Annotated in this window: 16 protein-coding genes; 5 read left to right on the top strand and 11 right to left on the bottom strand. The window is 70.5% G+C overall.

Annotation, left to right across the window (positions count from 1 at the left end):
* Positions 1 to 114 precede the first annotated feature (114 nt).
* A complete protein-coding gene (locus OG440_RS28840) occupies positions 115 to 1,644 on the bottom strand; it encodes an aldehyde dehydrogenase (NADP(+)) (RefSeq protein ID WP_406009691.1) in 1,530 nt (509 codons plus the stop codon).
* A 139-nt stretch (positions 1,645 to 1,783) separates the two neighbouring features.
* Here OG440_RS28840 and OG440_RS28835 point away from each other — a divergent pair, with 139 nt between their 5' ends.
* From OG440_RS28835 to OG440_RS28825, 3 genes are all read left to right on the top strand, one after another.
* Positions 1,784 to 2,557, top strand: coding sequence for an IclR family transcriptional regulator (locus OG440_RS28835; protein ID WP_406009690.1), 774 nt, complete (start codon positions 1,784 to 1,786; stop codon positions 2,555 to 2,557).
* A gap of 3 nt (positions 2,558 to 2,560) precedes the next feature.
* A complete protein-coding gene (locus OG440_RS28830; RefSeq protein ID WP_406009689.1) occupies positions 2,561 to 3,031 on the top strand; it encodes a GNAT family N-acetyltransferase in 471 nt (156 codons plus the stop codon).
* 80 nt (positions 3,032 to 3,111) lie between these two features.
* Complete coding sequence (locus OG440_RS28825; RefSeq protein ID WP_406009688.1) at positions 3,112 to 4,569, top strand: peptidoglycan D,D-transpeptidase FtsI family protein; 1,458 nt, start codon at positions 3,112 to 3,114, stop codon at positions 4,567 to 4,569.
* Positions 4,570 to 4,635: 66 nt separating this feature from the next.
* Here OG440_RS28825 and OG440_RS28820 read toward each other — a convergent pair whose 3' ends face one another.
* On the bottom strand, positions 4,636 to 6,087 hold the full coding sequence (locus OG440_RS28820) for an NCS2 family permease (RefSeq protein WP_406009687.1): 1,452 nt from the start codon (positions 6,085 to 6,087) through the stop codon (positions 4,636 to 4,638).
* A gap of 282 nt (positions 6,088 to 6,369) precedes the next feature.
* Between OG440_RS28820 and OG440_RS28815 the strand changes: the two genes are divergently transcribed.
* Together OG440_RS28815 and OG440_RS28810 are read left to right on the top strand one after the other, a co-directional pair.
* Entirely contained in the window at positions 6,370 to 6,939 is a 570-nt protein-coding gene (locus OG440_RS28815) for a SigE family RNA polymerase sigma factor (protein WP_406009686.1), read from the top strand.
* A complete protein-coding gene (locus OG440_RS28810) occupies positions 6,936 to 7,811 on the top strand; it encodes a hypothetical protein (RefSeq protein ID WP_406009685.1) in 876 nt (291 codons plus the stop codon). Before OG440_RS28815 ends, OG440_RS28810 begins: the two co-directional genes overlap by 4 nt.
* A 155-nt stretch (positions 7,812 to 7,966) precedes the next feature.
* On the opposite strand, the gene OG440_RS28805 is transcribed toward OG440_RS28810, so the two are convergent.
* From OG440_RS28805 to OG440_RS28765, 9 genes are all read right to left on the bottom strand, one after another.
* Positions 7,967 to 9,121: a right-handed parallel beta-helix repeat-containing protein gene (locus tag OG440_RS28805; protein WP_406009684.1), complete on the bottom strand. Its 1,155-nt coding sequence runs from the start codon at positions 9,119 to 9,121 to the stop codon at positions 7,967 to 7,969.
* A 133-nt stretch (positions 9,122 to 9,254) separates the two neighbouring features.
* Positions 9,255 to 10,052, bottom strand: a complete 798-nt coding sequence (locus OG440_RS28800; protein ID WP_406009683.1) for an HAD family acid phosphatase — start codon at positions 10,050 to 10,052, stop codon at positions 9,255 to 9,257.
* A 141-nt stretch (positions 10,053 to 10,193) separates the two neighbouring features.
* A complete protein-coding gene (locus tag OG440_RS28795) occupies positions 10,194 to 11,306 on the bottom strand; it encodes a right-handed parallel beta-helix repeat-containing protein (RefSeq protein ID WP_406009682.1) in 1,113 nt (370 codons plus the stop codon).
* Between the two features lie 48 nt (positions 11,307 to 11,354).
* Entirely contained in the window at positions 11,355 to 12,551 is a 1,197-nt protein-coding gene (locus tag OG440_RS28790; protein ID WP_406009681.1) for a dienelactone hydrolase family protein, read from the bottom strand.
* Positions 12,538 to 13,566, bottom strand: a complete 1,029-nt coding sequence (locus OG440_RS28785; protein WP_406011486.1) for a pectinesterase family protein — start codon at positions 13,564 to 13,566, stop codon at positions 12,538 to 12,540. The genes OG440_RS28790 and OG440_RS28785 overlap by 14 nt, the downstream gene beginning before the upstream one ends.
* Positions 13,567 to 13,570: 4 nt before the next feature.
* Positions 13,571 to 14,716 carry a pectinesterase family protein gene (locus OG440_RS28780; protein ID WP_406009680.1) on the bottom strand — a complete coding sequence of 382 codons (1,146 nt, stop codon included), beginning with the start codon at positions 14,714 to 14,716 and terminating at the stop codon, positions 13,571 to 13,573.
* Between the two features lie 83 nt (positions 14,717 to 14,799).
* Positions 14,800 to 16,131 (bottom strand): polysaccharide lyase family 1 protein, encoded by a 1,332-nt coding sequence (locus OG440_RS28775; protein ID WP_406009679.1) that lies wholly within the window; start codon positions 16,129 to 16,131, stop codon positions 14,800 to 14,802.
* An 82-nt stretch (positions 16,132 to 16,213) separates the two neighbouring features.
* A complete protein-coding gene (locus tag OG440_RS28770) occupies positions 16,214 to 17,011 on the bottom strand; it encodes a rhamnogalacturonan acetylesterase (protein ID WP_406009678.1) in 798 nt (265 codons plus the stop codon).
* A gap of 114 nt (positions 17,012 to 17,125) precedes the next feature.
* The gene (locus OG440_RS28765) at positions 17,126 to 18,463 is read right to left on the bottom strand and encodes an ABC transporter substrate-binding protein (protein WP_406009677.1); all 1,338 of its coding nucleotides are present in this window, start codon (positions 18,461 to 18,463) and stop codon (positions 17,126 to 17,128) included.
* Positions 18,464 to 18,507 lie beyond the last annotated feature (44 nt).

Genomic DNA, 18,507 nt, shown 5'->3' with positions numbered 1-18,507 from the left:
TCAGGGGTGCCGCGACCCGCGGGGCGCGGGGAACGGCGCGAGAAGCCACGACGGCCGTGCACGCGCCGATCCACCGCACCCCACGAAGGCACCCGCCGGCACCCGCGCGGAGCGTTACCGCTCCAGACGCCCGTTGAACCGGCGCGGCAGCCCCAGCTCGTTCTCGTCCCGCAGCTCCACGGGCAGCAGCGCCGCGGGAGCGTTCTGGTAGGCGACCGGCCGCAGCCACCGCTCGATGGCGGTCCCGCCGACCGAGGTGGACGTGGAGGTGGTGGCCGGGTACGGCCCGCCGTGGTGCTGCGCCGGCGCGACGGCGACGCCCGTGGGCCAGCCGTTCACCAGCACGCGTCCGGCCAGCGGGGTCAGCTCGGCGAGGATCTCCCCGCCCCGGCCCTCGCCCGCGGCCTCCTCCTCGGACAGCTGGACGGTCGCCGTGAGGTTTCCGGGCAGGCGCGACAGCACCGCCTTGACCTCGCCGTCGTCGTCGTAGCGGACCACGACGGTGACCGGTCCGAAGCACTCCTCGAGCAGCAGGTCGTGCGCGCCCTCGGCGGTCAGCCGCGAGGCCGGCACGGTCAGGAAGCCCGCGCTGACGGTGTGCTCCCCGCCCGCACCGGGCGTGACCGGCGAGTCCACGTCGGGCAGCTCGGCACGCTCCGCGACCCCGGCGATGAAGTTGTCGCGCATCCGGTGGTCGAGCAGCACGCCCGCGTCGGTGTCGCTGACCGCGTCCGTGAGCGACTTGACCAGCCCGTCGCCGGCCGCGCCGGACGGCACCAGCACGAGGCCGGGCTTCACACAGAACTGGCCGACACCCAGCGTCATGGACCCGGCGAGGCCGGCGCCGATGGCCTCGGCCCGCTCGGCGGCGGCCGCCTCGGTCACCACGACCGGGTTCAGCGACCCCAGCTCGCCGTGGAACGGGATCGGCACCGGACGGGCCGCCGCAGCGTCGAACAGCGCGCGCCCGCCCCGGATCGACCCGGTGAAACCGGCCGCGGCGACCAGCGGGTGCCTGATCAGCTCGACGCCGGCCTCGAAGCCGTGGACCAGTCCCAGCACGCCCGCCGGGATGCCGTGCTCGTCCGCGGCGGTGCGCAGCACCTTGGCGACCAGCTCGGACAGGCCCGGGTGGTCGGGGTGCGACTTGACGACGACCGGGTTGCCCGCCGCGAGCGCGCTCGCGGTGTCGCCGCCGGCCACGGAGAAGGCGAAGGGGAAGTTGGACGCCGAGTACACGGCCACCACCCCGAGCGGCACCTTGTAGCGGCGCAGGTCGGGGATGGGCGGGGTCGCCGTGTCGTCGGGGTGGCTGATGACCACGTCGAGGAAGGCGCCCTCGTCGACGATGTCGGCGAACGCGCGCAGCTGATAGCAGGTGCGGGCGAGCTCGCCGGTCAGCCGGACCGGGCCGAGCGCGGTCTCCGCGTCGGCCACCTCCACGAGCGTGTCCTTGGCCGCCTGGAGCCGGTCGGCGGCGGAACGCAGGAAGGCGGCGCGGACGGTACGGTCGGCGAGGAAGCCGCGCGCCTCGTGCGCGGCGCGGACGACGGCGTCGACCTCCTGGGCCGTGGCCTCCACCGCAACCTGTTCACGCTGCTTCCCGGTTCGGGGGTCGACACTCCAGACTGGTGCTGCTGCCACCGCGGGTCCCTCCACGCTTGGTTCTGACCACGTTTGGTACTGGATCTTTCACCAGGGTCGTTCGATATACTGAACGCTGTCTCTGATGATGAATATGCTGTCGGAGCGTATTTCCCGTCGAACGAAGGGGTCAAGGGCGATGTCGGCTGGCGAGACGGGGGGCGGGGCGCAGGTCAAGTCCGCGGTGCGGACGGTTGAGCTGCTGGAATACTTCGCCGGCCGCCCCGGAATGCACTCTCTGGCGTCGGTCCAGGAGGCCGTCGGCTACCCCAAGTCGAGTCTCTACATGCTGCTGCGCACCCTGGTGGAGCTGGGCTGGGTGGAGACGGACGCGACGGGCACGCGGTACGGCATCGGGGTGCGGGCGCTGCTCGTCGGCACGTCCTACATCGACGGCGACGAGGTGGTCGCGGCCGCCCGCCCCACCCTGGACCGGCTCTCGGACGACACCACGGAGACCATCCACCTGGCCCGGCTCGACGGCACGAACGTCGTGTACCTCGCCACCCGCCAGTCCCAGCACTACCTGCGCCCCTTCACCCGGGTCGGCCGCCGCCTGCCCGCCCACTCCACCTCCCTGGGCAAGGCACTGCTGAGCACCTACTCCGACGAGCAGGTCCGCAAGCTGCTGCCGGAGACGCTGCCGGGGCTGACCGAGCACACGATCACGGACCGCGAGAAGCTCATCGAGGAGCTGCACCAGATCCGCGAGCAGGGCTTCTCGGTGGACCGCGAGGAGAACACGCTGGGCCTGCGCTGCTTCGGCGTCGCCATCCCGTACCGCACGCCGGCCCGGGACGCGATCAGCTGCTCGGTGCCGGTGGCGAGGCTCACCCCGGCGCACGAGCAGATGGTCAAGGACGCGCTGTTCGACGCTCGCGACCGGCTCACCCTGGCCACCCGTAGGCTCTGACGCATGCTGATCACCCTGCGCCAGGTCCACGACAGCGATCTGCCGGTGTTCTTCCGGCAGACGAACGACCCCGAGTCCCTCCGGATGGCCGCGTTCACCGCGCAGGACCCGACCGACCGCGACGCCTTCGACGCCCAGTGGTCGAGGATCCGCGCCTCGTCCGCCGTACCGCGCACGATCCTGGCCGACGGGGACGTCGTCGGCAGCGCTGCGGTGTACGGGGAGCCGGGCGAGCGCGAGGTGACGTACTGGGTGGACCGCGCCTACTGGGGTCGGGGCATCGCGACCCAGGCGTTGCGGGCGCTGGTGTCCGAGGTCCCGGAACGGCCGCTGTTCGCGCGGGCGGCGGCCGACAACGCGGGTTCCCTGCGGGTCCTGGAGAAGTGCGGCTTCCGGCCCACCGCCCGGGCGACCGGCTACGCGAACGCGCGGGGCGGTGAGATCGAGGAGATCGTGCTGCGCCTGGAGACCTGAACCGGCCTCAGATGAACGGCCGATGAGAAATCGGGCGGACGGGAACGATTGCCTTCATCCCGTTCGTCCTTCTGTTCGCAATGAACAAGACGATCAGGCGCGCCTCGGTCTTCGCGCTGCTGCTGGTGTTCGCCCTGTTGATCCGGGCGACCTGGGTGCAGTTCTACGAGGGCCAGGCACTCGCGGACGACAAGGACAACCGGCGCAACGCGATCGAGACGTACGCGGAGCCGCTCGGGAACATCATCGTGGCCGGAAAGGCGATCACCGGATCGGCCGTCACCACGGGCGGCGACCTCAGATACAAGCGCACGTACACGGACGGCGCGCTGTACGCGGCGGTGACGGGCTACGCCTCGCAGAGCTACGCCCCCACCCAGCTGGAGGGCATCTACGCGGACCTGCTCAACGGCACGGACACCCGCCTGAAGACCGCGCTGGACACGGTCACCGACAAGCGGGCGGACCCGGGCAACGTGATCACCACGATCGACCCGGACGTGCAGAAGGCGGCGTACGAGGCGCTCGGTGACAAGAAGGGCGCGGCCGTCGCGATCGACCCGACGACCGGGCAGATCCTCGCGGTGGTGTCGACGCCCTCGTACGACCCCTCGACGCTGACCGACGCCAACACCGCCGGGACCGCCTGGAAGAAGCTCAACGCCGACTCCGACAAGCCGCTCACCAACCGGGCGCTGCGGCAGCCGCTGGCACCGGGTTCGACGTTCAAGCTGGTCGTGGCGGCGGCCGCGCTGGAGGACGGGCTGTACGCGTCGGTGGACGAGAAGACCGACAGCGAGGACCCTTACACCCTGCCGGGCACCCGCACGGTCCTGAAGAACGAGAACACGTCCGCGCCCTGCGAGAACGCCACGATCCGGGTCGCGTTGCAGTACTCCTGCAACAACGTGTTCGCGCACATGGCCGTCGAGCTCGGCCAGGACAAGCTGAGGGCGACGGCCGAGAAGTTCGGCTTCGACGACGACAGCCAGGACGTGCCGGTGCGCGCGTACCCGAGCGTGTACCCGTCCGACATGGACGAGTCGTCCACCGCCCTGACCGGCATCGGCCAGTTCGACGTCACCGCGACACCGTTGCAGATGGCCATGGTGTCGGCCGCCCTCGCCAACGATGGCAAGCTCGTCTCGCCGCACATGGTCGCCCAGGTCACCGACGGCGGCGGTGACGTCCTCGAGGACTACGACGACGAGGCGTCGAGCACGCGGATCGTCAGCTCCTCCACCGCCGAGCAGTTGCGGTCGGCGATGCAGACGGTCGTCGAGAAGGGCACCGGCACGAACGCGCTCATCGACGGCGTCACCGTCGGCGGCAAGACGGGCACGGCCCAGAACGGCGAGAACAACAGCAAGGCCCCGTACGCCTGGTTCACGTCGTACGGGAAGTCCGACTCCTCCGGCAAGGAGGTCGCCGTGGCGGTCGTGGTCGAGCAGTCCGACGCGGCTCGGTCCGAGGTCAGCGGGAACGGGCTGGCGGCGCCGGTCGCGAAGGCGATGATGCAGGCGGCGCTGAAGAGCTGAGGTGAGCGCGCGACCGGCCCGCGGATCCGGGCCGGTCGCGCGGTTTCCCCGCGCCTCGCGGGCGCTCTACTTCACGCCCAGCACCTGCTCGATGGGGTCGATCGCGAAGTACACCAGGAACAGTGCCGAGGCCCCCCACAGCAGCCAGTGGACCTCCTTCGCCTTGCCGAGCACCGTCTTGATGAGGACATAGGCGACGAAGCCCGCGCCGATGCCGTTGGTGATCGAGTAGGTGAACGGCATCACGGCGATGGTGAGGAACGCCGGGATCGCGATCTCGTACTTGTCCCAGTCGATGTTCTTGACCTGGGTCATCATCAGGAAGCCGACGGCGACGAGCGCGGGGGCGGCCGCCTGGAGCGGGACGATGGTGAGGAGCGGGGTCAGGAACAGGGCGAGCGCGAACAGTGAGCCGGTGACCAGGTTGGAGAAGCCGGTGCGTGACCCCTCGCCGACGCCGGCCGCCGACTCGATGTAGGAGGTCGCGGAGGACGACGAGGCCGCGCCGCCGGCGACCGCCGCCGCGCCGTCGATGAGCAGCACCCGGCCGAGGTGGGGCACGTCGCCCTTCTCGTCGAGCAGTCCGGCCTCCGCGCTGATGCCGACGACGGTGCCCATCGTGTCGAAGAAGTCGGACAGGATCAGGGTGAAGATCAGCAGGACGACGGTGATGACGCCGGTCTCGCCGAAAGCGCCGAACAGGCTGAAGTGGCCGATCAGTCCGAAGTCGGGGGCGTCGACGATCTTGTCGGGCCACGAGGGCGTGGTCAGGCCCCAGGACGTGACGTCCGCGAGCGAGTCGACGGCGATCGCGAGGACCGTCATCGCCACGATGCTGATCAGGATCGCGCCCTTGACCTTGCGGGCCAGCAGACCGATCGTCAGCAGCACGCCGAGGCAGAAGACGAGCACGGGCCAGCCGGTGAGGGTGCCGGTGCCGCCGAGCTGTACCGGGACGGTCGTGTGCGCGACGTCGGGTATACGGCTGACGAAGCCGGCGTCGACGAAGCCGATGAAGGCGATGAACAGGCCGATGCCGACACTGATCGCCTGCTTCAGCGGTTGCGGGATGGCGTGCATGACGGCTTCCCGCAGACCGGTCACCACCAGCACACAGATCAACAGGCCTTCGAGCACGATGAGGCCCATCGCGTCGTCCCAGCTCATCAGCGGGGCGATCTGGAAGGCGACGACCGCGTTGAGGCCGAGGCCCGCGGCGAGGGCGAGGGGCAGGTTGCCGCCGACGCCCATGACGATCGTCATCACGGCGGCCACCAGGGCGGTGGCGGTGGTCAGTTGGACGGTGTCGAGCTGGTGCCCGAACTTGTCCTTGGCGCTGCCCAGGATGATGGGATTCAGGACAAGGATGTAGGCCATGGTGAAGAACGTGGCGAAGCCGCCGCGTATCTCCCGGCCGAAGGTGGATCCCCGCTCGGAGATCCTGAAGTACCGGTCGACGCTGTTCGCCGCGGGTGGCGCGGTACCCGGCCGGTCGGCCGTCTTCTGCGTCTCGGACATGGCTGGTGCTCCTAGGTGCCTGAATGATCTGGGTGCGGATGCTGGCTGGATTGTTCCCGCGTTGAACCGTCTTCAGGTTTTCGCCGTGTTACGGAATCGGACTCCGGAGTCGTCCGGCCTGCCCCATGATGTTCGAACCCCTGTACCAGACCGAGTAGTCGATCACTGCTACGCTTCCCGATCTCGCCCCGTCACCTCCTCGGGGCATCCCCATGTCATTCACATGACACGCACAGCCCGACCCCCACAGCCACACCGGTCGTTTCGGAGAAGAGGTCACCCGTGGGCACAGTCGTCGACGACGCCGCCTCCGTGGAATTCCATGCCTTCTTCGACCGCCACTACGCCGAACTGGCCCGTCTCGCCCACCTGCTGACCGGTGAGGCGGACGCCGCGGACGATCTCGCGGCGGACGCGCTGCTCGCGCTGTGGAACCGCTGGGACCGGGTGCGCGCGGCCGACCATCCGGTGGCGTACGCCCGCGGTGTCGTCGCCAACCTCGCCCGCACCCGCATCCGCAGCGCCGTCCGCGAGCGCCGCAGGGTCGCGCTGTTCTGGTCGCAGCGCGAGGAGAAGACGGAGAACCCCGACATCGCCGGCGCGGTGGACGTCCAGTCGGCGCTGCGTAGACTTCCGTTCCGCAAACGGGCCTGTGTGGTGCTGCGGCACGCCTTCGACCTGTCGGAGAAGGACACGGCACTCGCCCTGGGGGTCTCGGTGGGTACGGTGAAGAGCCAGACCTCGAAGGGGATGGCCGAGCTCCAGAAACTGCTCGGCGCCAAGGGGGCTCCGCTCAAGATGCCCGCGATGGCGCGCACCCGTGAGGCCTCGGCCTCGGGAAGGGACCGATGACGATGCGGCGGGACGTGCACGACGATCTGCGCGCCCGGCTGCACGAGGCGGCCGAGGCACACGAACCCGACCGGGCGCACATCCTGGCCCGCGTCGAGCGCGGCATGGCGGGTCAGGGAGCGGGACAGGAGCGGTCCGACCACCGGGCGAGCCGCCCGGCCCTGTGGGGCTGGGCACGGATCGTCGGCGCCACGGCGGCGGTCGCGGGCATGCTCGCGGTCGGCGGCTACGCGGTGGCGTCCGCCGTGAAGGACGACCCCCCGGCGCAGCAGACGGTCTCCGTCTCCCCGCCGCCGGTCGAGTCCCCGGACGCGACGAGCCGGCCTCCGGTCTCGCCCAAGGCCACGCCGAGTTCCGGCGGCGGCGCTAAGGACCCGGCGAAGCCGAGCACCTCCCCGCCGCGGAACTCCGCGAAGCCCTCCGCTCCCGCGGCCACGCTGCTGCCGGAGACGACCGACGCCGAGGACGGCCCGCTGTGGTCGGACGGTTCGGTCGACCCGCACAGCAACGACTTCTGGGCGCAGAGCAACGTCACGATCAAGACGTCCGAGGCACTGACCGAACTGACCGTGCAGCTGAAGGTCGCGCAGACCGGCGGGGTCTCGTCGGCGGGCGCCTGGCGTTCGCTGCCCGAGGACGACTTCACGTTCTCGGTGGCCGAGCGGGACGGCTTCCTGGTCTACACCTGGGTGCTCAAGGAGGGCCGTACGGTCGCCGAGGGCGAGTGGGTGTTCGCCGGGCAGTACGACCACGACCGCGGCGGCCGGGACGCCAAGGACGACAGCTACGCGGTCAAGGGCGGGACGGACGGGCAACAGGGCTCCGTGGGAGGCGACTTCGCCTCCCACGAGGACGACGAGGGCGATTCCTGACGAGCGGGCCCGGTCGGCACCCGCCCGGGAAGAGACGGCGCACATGGCCCGGAGCCGGCCATGGGCCGCGCTCGGGGCTCCTCGACGGACCGACCGGCCCGGTGGGCGCGCGCCGCATACCGCGCGCGAGACCACCCCGCAGCCCGTGTGACGAGCTAGTTCATCGTCGAGCCGATGGTGGTCGAGCCGGTGGTCAGGAAGGTCGTCGCGGGCAGTGAGCCGTCTGCCTTCCGCGCGCCGTACGCCGTCGTCGCGTCGGTCGAGGTGAACGCCGGCGTGGACACCCCGCCGTCCCAGTTGTTCGCCGCGGAGACCGTCGACGAACCCAGCTTGTCCGGGCCGCCCTTGTTGCCGACCGCGAGGTTCCGGGCGAGCCGGGCCTTGCCGGTGGCGAAGTAGAACCCCGCCTCGGTGTTGGCGTAGGCGGTGTTGCGGTTCAGCAGGATCGCCCCGGTGTTGGAGTTCTCGGTGAACCCGTTCAGCGTGTTGTCCCAGGCGGCGTTGTTGTTGACGGCATGCGCGACGGCCACGCCCCCGCCGCCCAGTTTGAAGCCGTTGCCGTTGCCTTCGAACGCCGGGTCGCTCCACCGGTTCTTGCCGTTGCCGAAGGCCCAGGAGTGCTCGATGGTGACCGCCGTGGAGAACTGCCACAGGTCGAGGCCGTCGTCCGAGTTGTTGTACAGCCGGGCGCCGGTGATCCTGTTGCCGTTGCCGGAGCCGAACTTGATGGCGATGCCGTCCGCGTTCTGGCCGTGGCCCGCGGCGTCGTAGTTGCCGTGGCTGTCCAGGTTCTGCACGAGGTTGTTCACCGTGTTGTCGCCGCGCAGGGTGAAGCCGGAGTCCCCGTTGCCGCCGGTGACCAGGTTCCTGAAGACGCCGCCGGTCGACGAGGTGACGACGAAGCCCTGGGCCGGGGAGGACTGGAAGGTGAGGTTCTGCACGGTCCAGTAGCTGCCGTAGATCCCGGCGAGCCAGGAGCCGGCGGGCAGCTTGGAACCGTCGATCCTCACCTTCTCGCCGCCGTACGCCTGGAGCGTGATGCGGGACGAACTCGTGCCGCTGGCCGTCGACTTCAGGGTGGCCGTCGGGTAGTACGTGCCGCCGCGGACCTGGATGACCGTGCCGGCGACCGCCCCGCGCACCGCCGACTCCAACTGGGCGGTGGTGGAGACGGTGACCGTCGACGACGCCGCCTCGGCGTGGCCGTCGGACAGGCCGAGGTAGACGCCGCCCGCCCCCGCCGAGAGCGCCACCGCGGCGGCGATCGAAAGGGCACGGGTCTTGCGGTGGCGTCCGGTGCTCATGCGCACGGGGCGTTCCTTCCGGTGAGGGAGTGAGGGAGGAAACGGGCCGGAGGGGCCGCCCCGGCCCGTTTCCGCACCTCAGTCGTCACCGTGGCCGCACCAGGTTGCCGTGCCACCGAAAGCGATCGAAAAAGTTGCGTCAGCCGACGTAGTACGTCGGGTTCGGCAGCTTGTACGTCCGGTCGGCGTAGCCGCCGTCGAGGTCGGAGTACTGGTCGCCGAAGTTCGCGATGATCTCGAAGCCGAGGTCGCGCTCGATGTGCTTGCGGGTGCCGGACTTGTACTGGACGGTCGTGCAGGTCCAGGTGCCCGGGGTGGCGCAGCCGCTCAGGTACGACGGCGGGGTGGCCGCGTTCTTGAGGAACATGTGGTCGGCGTCGAGGTTGACGTCGGCGCCGATCTTCTTCAGGTTCTCCACGGCGGCGGAGCGCTGCGCCTCGGCGAGGCCCGAGTTGTAGAAGACCTCGACGCCCTTCTTCTCGGCGTACTGCACGAGTTCGGGGCTGCCGAACACCGCCGGGCGGTCGGCCTTGTTCACATAGGCCGCCCAGCTGGCGCTGTTGTACGTGTAGTTGTACCGCTTCTCGTAGTCGAGGCTGAGCAGCAGCGTGTCGTCGATGTCGAAGACGACCGCGGGCTTCTCGCCCTTGTGGACGGCCTTGCGGGCGGCCTGGTCGATGTACTTCCTCGCGGCCTTGTCGATGCTCGCGAGGTCCTTGGCGTACGGGCTGGTCGGCGACGCCTGGTACACGCCGTTCGCGTCCGGCGCGGTGCCGTAGTAGGTGTCGATGTCCTTCACCAGGAGCCCGATGTTGTAGGGCTCGTGGGTGGAGTTGGCCGTGGACTGGCCGGCCGTGGCCGCGCCGGCGCCGTACAGGGCGGCGCCGGCGACGGCGCAGGCCGCGGCGATGGCCGCGATGCGCAGTGGCTTATGCATGACACGTTTTCTACGCGCGTCACGCGGCCGAGCGCGAGACCCGTTGCCCGATCGAGACCCGTTCGCGGGCAAAAAACGGGTCAAGCGATCGAGGCGGGTTGCCGGGTCGGGCGCAGGGCGGGCCGGTGGAGGCCCGGCGGGTCAGTTCATGGTCGCTCCGATGGTCGTCGAACCCGTCGTCAGGAACGTGGTCGCGGGCAGGGTGCCGCTCGAACTGCGCGCGTTGTACGTGGAGCTCGCGTCGGTGGACTTGAAGGCGGGCGTGGCGATGCCGGAGTCCCAGTTGTTGCCGGCCGAGGTGACCGACGAACCCTTGCTGACCGAGCCGCCGCCGTTGCCGACGGCCAGGTTCTTGCCGAGCTTCGCGGAGCTGGTGGCGAAGTAGTAGCCCCACTTGCTGTTGGCGTAGGCGGTGGTGCGGTTGATGACGATGGCACCGGTGTTGGAGTTCTCGGTGAAGCCGTTTCCGGCGTTGCCCCAGGCGGCCGAGTTGTTGACGACGTGCGCGACCACCTCGCCGTCGCCGCCCAGCTTGTAGCCGTTGCCGTCACCCGCGAAGGCCGAGTCGGACCAGCGGTTGACGCCGTTGCCGAAGGACCAGGTGTGCTCGATGGTGACGGGCGAGGAGAAGGACCAGAAGTCGATGCCGTCGTCCGAGTTGTTGTAGAGGCGGGCGCCGGTGATCAGGTTGCCGGTGCCGGAGCCGAACTTCACGGCGACGCCGTCGGCGTTCTCGCCGTGGTTCGCGGCGTCGTAGTGGCCGTACGAGTCGATGTTCCTGACCGTGTTGTTGACGGTCCCGTCTCCGGTGAGGGTGAAGCCGGAGTCACCGCCGTTGATGGTCTTGATGTTGTTCCAGTTGGTGCCGGTGCAGGACTGGCAGACGACCGCGCTGTCCGGGGAGTTCTGGAAGGTGATGTTGGAGACGTTCCAGTAGTCGGCGGTCAGCTTGAAGATCCAGTCCCCGTCGGGCAGTGACGAGCCGTCGATCTTCACCGTCTCGGAGCCGTACGCCGTGAGGGTGACGGGCGCCGAGGAGGTGCCGTTGGCCGTGGACTGGAGGGTGGTCGTCGGGTAGTAGGTGCCGGCGCGGACCTGGATGACCGTACCGGCGGTGGCGTTCTTGATGGCGTTGGACAGGTCCGTGGAGTTGCTGACCACCACGGTGGCGGCCTGGGCCTGGGTGGGGAGGGCGGCGAGTCCGGCGCCCAGGGTGAGGGCGGCGACGGCGGTGAGAGCGGTACGACGAGACATGGAGTGCGGGTCCTTTCGTCGTTCATGGGGAGGGGGCGGAAAAACGGTTCACAGGACGGTGTCGAGCCAGCCGAAGACCTCGTCCTGCATGCGGTCGACGAAGACGTGGCCGAGGTCGGGCCAGCTCTTCAGGTGCAACCGCTCCTCGGCGTGACGGGAGCGCCAGACGGTCCGCAGCCGGTCGTGGGCCGCGCGGACGCCGTCGGCGGGGAACAGCGGATCGAGCCCGCCGTCGAAGAACAGCATCGGCCTGGGTGCGGCGATGCTCGCCACGTCGGGGAAGTCGAGGAACCGGGGAAGACCGGGGTGGAGCATGTAGTACGAGGACTGCCCGCGCAGGGTGTTGTTGCCGGGCACCATCATGTCCTTCAGGCCGGTCATCCAGCAGACGGCCGCGGCGGCGGCGAGGTCCTCGGTGAGCGCGGCCGCCTGCCAGGCGCGGAAGGCGCCCATGGAGAACCCGACGGCCGCGACCCGGCCCCGGTCGACCCGGTCGAGTCCGGCCAGGAACCCGGCGGCCCGGGCGTCCTCGCGGGCCATCAGTCCGGCGAGCGAGGAGCCGAGGTTGAAGAAATTGGAGGCGAGGGCCTGCTGCTGGTCGTAGGCGAGGGGGCCGCGGTCACCCCAGCCGAGGGCGTCCGCGCACAGCACGACGTAGCCCCGTCGGGCCAGTTCGTCGCCGACGAAGCGTCCGCTGAAGTACCGCTCCGACCAGCCCTGCGCGGAGGCGAGCCGGGTGTCGTCGTACCAGGGGCGGACCAGCTTCTCCTTGCCGATGTCGAACTTCGCCCCGTGGTCGTGCAGCAGCAGCACGGCCGGGAAGGGGCCGGGGCCGTCCGGGGTGAGCAGCGCGGCGCGGACGCGGTCGTGACGGGTGAGGGAGAGCGTCACCAACTCGGACGTGTAGCCGTCCTGTCGGTGCCGGTCGCTGAATTCGGGGGCGTACGGGGTCCGGTCCTGCGGCCCGACGAGCAGCAGCTCCTCGACCTTGGCGCGGGCGGCCCGGCGCCAGGCGCGGAAGTCGCGGATCGGGGACCTGCCCCAGGCCAGGGGGAAGGTCAGCTCGGCCTTGAGGGCGGGGTGGAAGTCCGGCAGCGGCCCGTCCACGACAGCTGCCTGCGCGTCGGGGGCGGCCCGCGCCCCGGCGGTGGCTGCCCGCGCCTCGGCGGCGGACCCGGTCAGGAGCGCGGCCCCGGTGCCGACCACGAACGCCCGCCGCCCGACCGCCGGTTCACGGGCGTCCATACGGCCTCCAGTCGCCCAGATACGTCCGCCGGGTGTGGAGGGCCGCCTCGTCGGTGGTCAGCTGCGGGCGGTTCTCCGGTACCGGGATCGCCGCACCGGGGCCGGAGTTGGCGTGTTCGCGAAAGCGCATGGTCTGCCACGGGTAGGCGTCGCGCATGTTGGTGTACGGGGCGACCGCGTCGATGCCGGGGCCGATCCAGGTGTCCCGTACGACGAGCGAGGGCCAGGCGGTCGTCTCGTACGACGGCACCCAGGGGCGGGCGATCTTGTACGCGGCGTCCTCGGCGCCGGAGGTGATCCGGCCGCGCAGGGCGAGGAAGCCGTAAGGGTTGGCCCGGGCGGTGGCGGGGGCGAAGACCATGCCCTTGGGGGTGAAGGTCACGTCCCGCCGGAGGGTGTGGAAGTGGCAGGCGTCGAAGACGGCCCGGCCGCGCCCGAAGACGAAGTCGACGTCGCCCTCGACGTAGCACCGGTGGAAGTACTGCCGGTCGAAGGTGTCCAGCGCGGTGGTGTCGGCGAACAGGGTGTCCTGGTGGGCCAGGAGGCGCACGTGGTCGAAGTGGGTGCGGTCGCCGGTGACGTAGGCGGCCACCGCCTGGGTGCCGGTGATCTCCGGGTGATCGGCGCGCAGCCAGTCGTTGGCGAGGGTGAGGTCGCGGACGGTGAGGCCGGGCGCGGCGGAGGTGAAGGTCGCCGAGCCGGCGGTGCCGTAGGTGCCGGACCCGTCGGGCCTGGCGGTCCCGTTGGCGTTGTCGTACACGAGCACGGCGGCACGCGGATCACGGGAGGCGCCGCGTATCGTCAACTCCCCTTTGCTGACGGGTACGTTGACGACTTCCCGGTAGGTCCCCGGGTGCACGACGATCGTCCGGCCGGGGCCGTCGACGGCGTCCACGGCGGCCTGGAGGGAGTCGCCGGGGCGCACGTGCAGGACGTGGCCGGACCGGGCGCGGGCCGGGGTCGCGGTGAGCAGGGCCGTGCCCGTGATGCCCGCGAGGAGGGTGCGTCGGCGCAGCATCTCAGCACTCCCCCTTCCAGGGCTCCCAGTCGCCCAGGTAGGCGCCCCGGGTCGCCGACCGGGCCTGCTCGGCGGTGAGTTGGGGGCGGTTCTCGGGGACGGTGATCCGGGCGCCCGGCCCGCTGTTGCGGTACTCGGCGAACCGCTGGTCCTGCCACGGGAAGGAGGCCGACATGTTCGTGTACGGCGCGACCGCGTCGATCCCGGCGTCCAGGCGGGTGTCGCGGACGGTGAGCATCGGACGGGCGGTGGTGTCGGAGCTGGGGACCCAGGGGCGGGCCAGCTTGTAGGCAGCGTCGGGTGCCTCGCTGCTGATCCGGCCCCGGACGACCAGGTAGCCGAGCGGGTTGGCGCCCGCCGTGGAGGGCGCGAAGACGAAGCCGTAGGGGGCGGCGGCCAGGTCGGTGCGGTCCAGGGTGCGGAAGTGGCAGTGCTCGTAGACGGCCGTGGCCCGGCCGAAGACGAAGTCGACGTCTCCCTCGACATAGCAGTGCGCGTAGTACTGCCGGGCGAAGGCGGTGAGGGCGAGGGAGTCGGCGTACAGGGTGTCCTGATGGCCGAGGAAACGGCAGTGGTGGAAGGCGGAGCGGTCGCCCTGCACCTTGATGGCGACGGCCTGGGTGCCGGTGATGTCGGGGTGGTCGGCGCGCAGCCAGTCGTTGGCGAAGGTGATCCAGCGGGCGGTGAAGCCGTCGGCCTGCACGGTGGTGGTGGCCGACCCGGTGGTGCCGTAGGTGCCGCCGCCGGGCTTGGCGGTGCCGGCCGCGTTGTCGTAGACGATCACGACGTCACGGGGGTCCTCGGACGCGCCGATCCAGGTGGCCTCGGTACGGGTGGCGTCGAGGGCGACGGTCTCCCGGTAGGTGCCGGGGGCGAGGACCAGGGTCCAGCCGCTGCCGGTGGTGGCGGCGACGGCGTCCCGGAGGCCGGTGAAGTCGCCCCGGCCCAGCGGGTCGACGTACAGGGTTCGCGGGGTGAGGCGGGCGGCCGGTGAGCCGTGGCGGCCGAACGGGCCGCGCCGCGCGGTGCCGGCCCGCGCGGGTGCGGCGGCGAGGCCGAGGGCGGCGGCCGTGCCGGCGGTGGCCGTCAGGAATCCCCTTCTGGAGAGCGGGGGTCGAGGGTCTCGGGGGTGTCGGGGCGAGGGCATGCGGGTGCTCCTTGGCAGTGCGGCTCTGCTGAGGGGGGCCGGGGGGACGACGGGCGTCGCCCGCCCCGGCCGTCGTGGGAGGGTCAGCCCAGGCGTCCGGCGCCCGCGCCGCAGTCGACGATCCGGGGGACCGCCTTCGCCGGGTCGACCTTGGTGCGCAGGGTCGGCGTCCAGCCCGCGCCGGACGCCAGGACCTCGGCCGGGATCTCCGCGTTGTGCACGGCGATCAGATCCGTGAGCCGGCCGTTGACGTAGTTGTCGTCGGCGGTGAGCGGCGCCACGTTCCACCGCTTCAGCACCTTGCCCACGGCGACCCCGGCCGGCAGCGTGAACGCGTTGTGCTGGGCGACGAGCTGGGACTCCTTGCCGATGCCGAAGCTGTAGGCGAAGGCGTCGTCGGCGACGAAGTGGTTGTTGTAGGAGTCGACCTGTCCGAAGCGGACCCGGGGGGCGCGCTCGACCAGGTTCGAGAACCGGTTGTGGTGGAAGGTCACCTTCAGGTGCCCCCGGTCGCCGACGGCCGTCGACTCGCTGTCGCTGTTGCCGATGAGGATCGTCTTGTCGTGGTCGGTGAAGACGTTCCAGGAGGCGGTGACGTAGTCGGCGCCCCGAACGATGTCCAGCTCGCCGTCGTGCTGCTGGTACAGCATGCCGAAGTAGGTCGGCGCGGCGCTGTCCGGGTGCGATCCGTCGGTGAACGTGTTGTGGTCCAGCCACACGTGGGTCGAGCCGTAGACGACGGCCGTGTCGTACTCCGAGTTCCAGTTGCCCTTGTCGCCGTCGGTCGGGTCCCACTGCGGGAAGCAGTCGATGGGCGACTCGAAGGCCAGGTTCCGGATGATCACGTTGTCGACGGCCTTGATCTGCAGGCTGACGCCCTTGAAGCCGGCGTTCTTGCCGATGCCGACGATGGTGGTGTTGGCCGGGATGTTCGCCTTGATGGCCGTGTCCTGGGCGGCGGCGGAGGCACGGCGCAGCCCCTCCGGGCTGTCGTCGGGCTCGGCGCTCAGCTCGGTGTCGAGCCCCCAGGTCTCGGGCGCGTACGCGGCGAGGTAGGCGTCGAAGTCGTAGCCGGGTGCGGCGAAGGCGTCACATCCCTCGGCGACCGCGTCGATGACGCCCTTCACCTTGATGATCTTCGGCGCGCTGCCGCCGGCGGCGAGGGCGGCCTTGAAGCCGGCCCAGGTGGTGACGGTGTACACGTGGTCGGCGTCGGCCGCCGACCCGCCCGTGGTGCCCGTCCCGTAGGAGGCCCAGCCGTCGTTCGCGCCCAGGACCTGCCGGCCGAGGTCGCGGGACGAGGAGCGGGCGTGGGCGTCGGCCTGGGCGGACGCCGTGCCGGTGACGGACAGCACCAGCGCGGTGCAGCCCACCAGGGCAGCTATGACGCGTCCATGACATATCTGTGTACGCACTGTACGGGTCTCCTCTTGTGACGAATGGCGTGCGGGTCCTGCGCGAGCCGTGCGAGCCGGCCCCTGATGGGCGGTGCTGCCCCTAGGCGAGCGGTGCGGGCCAGGTGATCCAGGACGTGGGGATCTCGTCGTGCAGCCGCACGACGTCACGCGGCGCGAGCACCCGCGTCCGCAGCAACTCCCGGGCGACGAGCCGCGCCACGGCGATCGCGCCCGGCGGATTGAAGTGCGTGTTGTCCTGCTCGGTGTCGGTCCAGTTGAAGTACGTCTTGGTCTCCTCGACGCCGAGTCGCTGCCACAGCGCGAGCGACAGCGCCTGGAGGTCGAGCAGCGCCACCCGCTCCGCCTCGGCGAGCGCGCGCATGGCGGCCGGGTACTCGCCGTGCGTCGGCACGGCGTTGCCCTCGGCGTCGAACCGGCGGCGCTCGACGGGCGTGGCGAACACCGGCCGCGCACCCTTCGCACGGGCGCCGTCCACGTACATCCGCAGGTAGTCCTGGTAGGTGGTCCAGGGCTCGGTGTACCGGACCGGATCGGTGGTCTTCTCGTCGTTGTGCGCGAACTGGACGAGGAGCAGGTCGCCCGGCCGGATCGCGGCCAGGACGGCGTCGAGCCGGCCCTCGTCGACGAAGCTCTTCGAACTGCGCCCGTTCACCGCGTGGTTGGCGACGGGCCGGTCCTTGTGCAGGAAGAACGGGAGCGCCATGCCCCACCCGGTCTCGGGCGCGGCGTCGGAGTACTTCTGGGCGGCGGTGGAGTCGCCGGCGATGAAGAGCGTGCGGGGCCTGCGGGCCCCGGCCCGGGCGGGCCCGGCGGCCGCCACGCCCAGCGGGACGGCGGCGAGCGCCGCCGAGGTGACCTGCCTGCGGGTGAGGGACACGAGAGGACCTTTCGACAGGGGTTCAGTGGATGCCTCGGGACATGCCCGAGGAGGCGGGGAACTGCGCGCCGGGCCGGGCCGGCCCGCAGTTCCCCGCGACCGAAGCCGCTCGGACTACGCGTGGTTCTTCTTCCAGTCGGCCTGAGCCGCGTTCAGCTGCTCGGCCAGCGTCTCCAGGAAGTCCTTGGGGCTCATCTTCCCGAGCAGCACCTTCTGGAAGTTCGGCTCGTTGTCCGCCTTGGAGATGGTGTTCCAGTCGGGCAGGTAGTAGGGCAGCTGCACGATCTTGGTGCTGGTACCCGCCAGCGCCTCGGCGGCCAGCTTCGTCGCCTCCGAGGACTGCACCCAAGCGTCCTGCGCGGCCTCGGAGTTCGCCGGGACCTGGCCCGCCGTCTCGTTCCACTTGCTGTTGGACGCGTGCGACGCGGCGAACTCGATGAACTTCCAGGCGGCGGTCTTGTTCTTGCTCGCCTTGAACAGCCCGAGCCCGTCGACCGGGTTGGACACCTGCACCCGGGTGCCGTCGTCCTGCGTCGGTGCCGGGATGCCCCTGAATTTGCCGGCCAGCGCCTTCTCGTGGTCGCCGTAGGAGCCCAGGTTGTGGCTCAGCATGCCGATGGTGCCGGAGTCCCACTGGGCGACCATCTTGGTGAAGTCGTTGTTGACGTCGGCGGACGGGGTGTTCTTCTTGAACAGGCCGACGTACTTCTCCAACGCGGCCACGTTCTTCGGGTCGTCGACCGTCGTCTTGTCGCCGTTCCAGAACTCGGTGATGCCGCTCTGCCCGTAGGTGGCGTCCAGTGCCTGGGCGATGGACCCCGCGCCACCGCGGATGGTGTACCCGAAGGCGTTCTTGTCCTTGTTCGTGAGCTTGTCGGCGGCCTCGTAGAACTTCGTCCAGGTCGTCGGCGCGTCGAGTCCGGCCTGCTGGAACAGGTCGGTCCGGTACCAGAGCGTGCCGTTGTTCGCGGAGGTCGGCACCGAGTACGTCTTGCCGTCGATGCCCGCCGCCTTGACGCCGTCCAGGAACTTCTGGTTGAGCTTGCCGTTCAGCGCGCTCTCGGAGATCCGGCTGTCCAGCGGTTCGAGGGCGCCCTGCGCGGCGACCTCGGCGAGCATCGCGGTGCCCACGCCGCCGACGTCGGGCAGCCCGCCGCCCTGGATGGCGGTGTCGTACTTGGACTGGACGCTGTCGGCCGGCACGCCGACGTAGTTGACCTTGATGTCGGGGTTCGCCTTCTCGAAGTCGGCGATGATCTCCTTCCACACGTCGGTACGCACACCGCCGTTGTTGTCCCAGAAGGTGATCTCCCCCTTGCCGGAGCCCTCGCCTCCCTTGTCCCCCGTGCCGCCGCTGCCGTCGTCGCCGCAGGCGGTGGCGGTCAGCGCGAGCACGGAGCCCAGGGCGACGGCCAGGGCGACGCGCCTGCTTCTGCGGATGCTGCTCTTCATGTGTTCGGCTCTCTTCTTCTGGATCCCGACGGAGATATGAAGTT

Source organism: Streptomyces sp. NBC_00637 (assembly GCF_045161545.1).
GTDB lineage: Bacteria > Actinomycetota > Actinomycetes > Streptomycetales > Streptomycetaceae > Streptomyces.
Note: the sequence above shows the minus strand (reverse complement) of the source record. Positions and strands in the feature narration are given on the sequence as shown.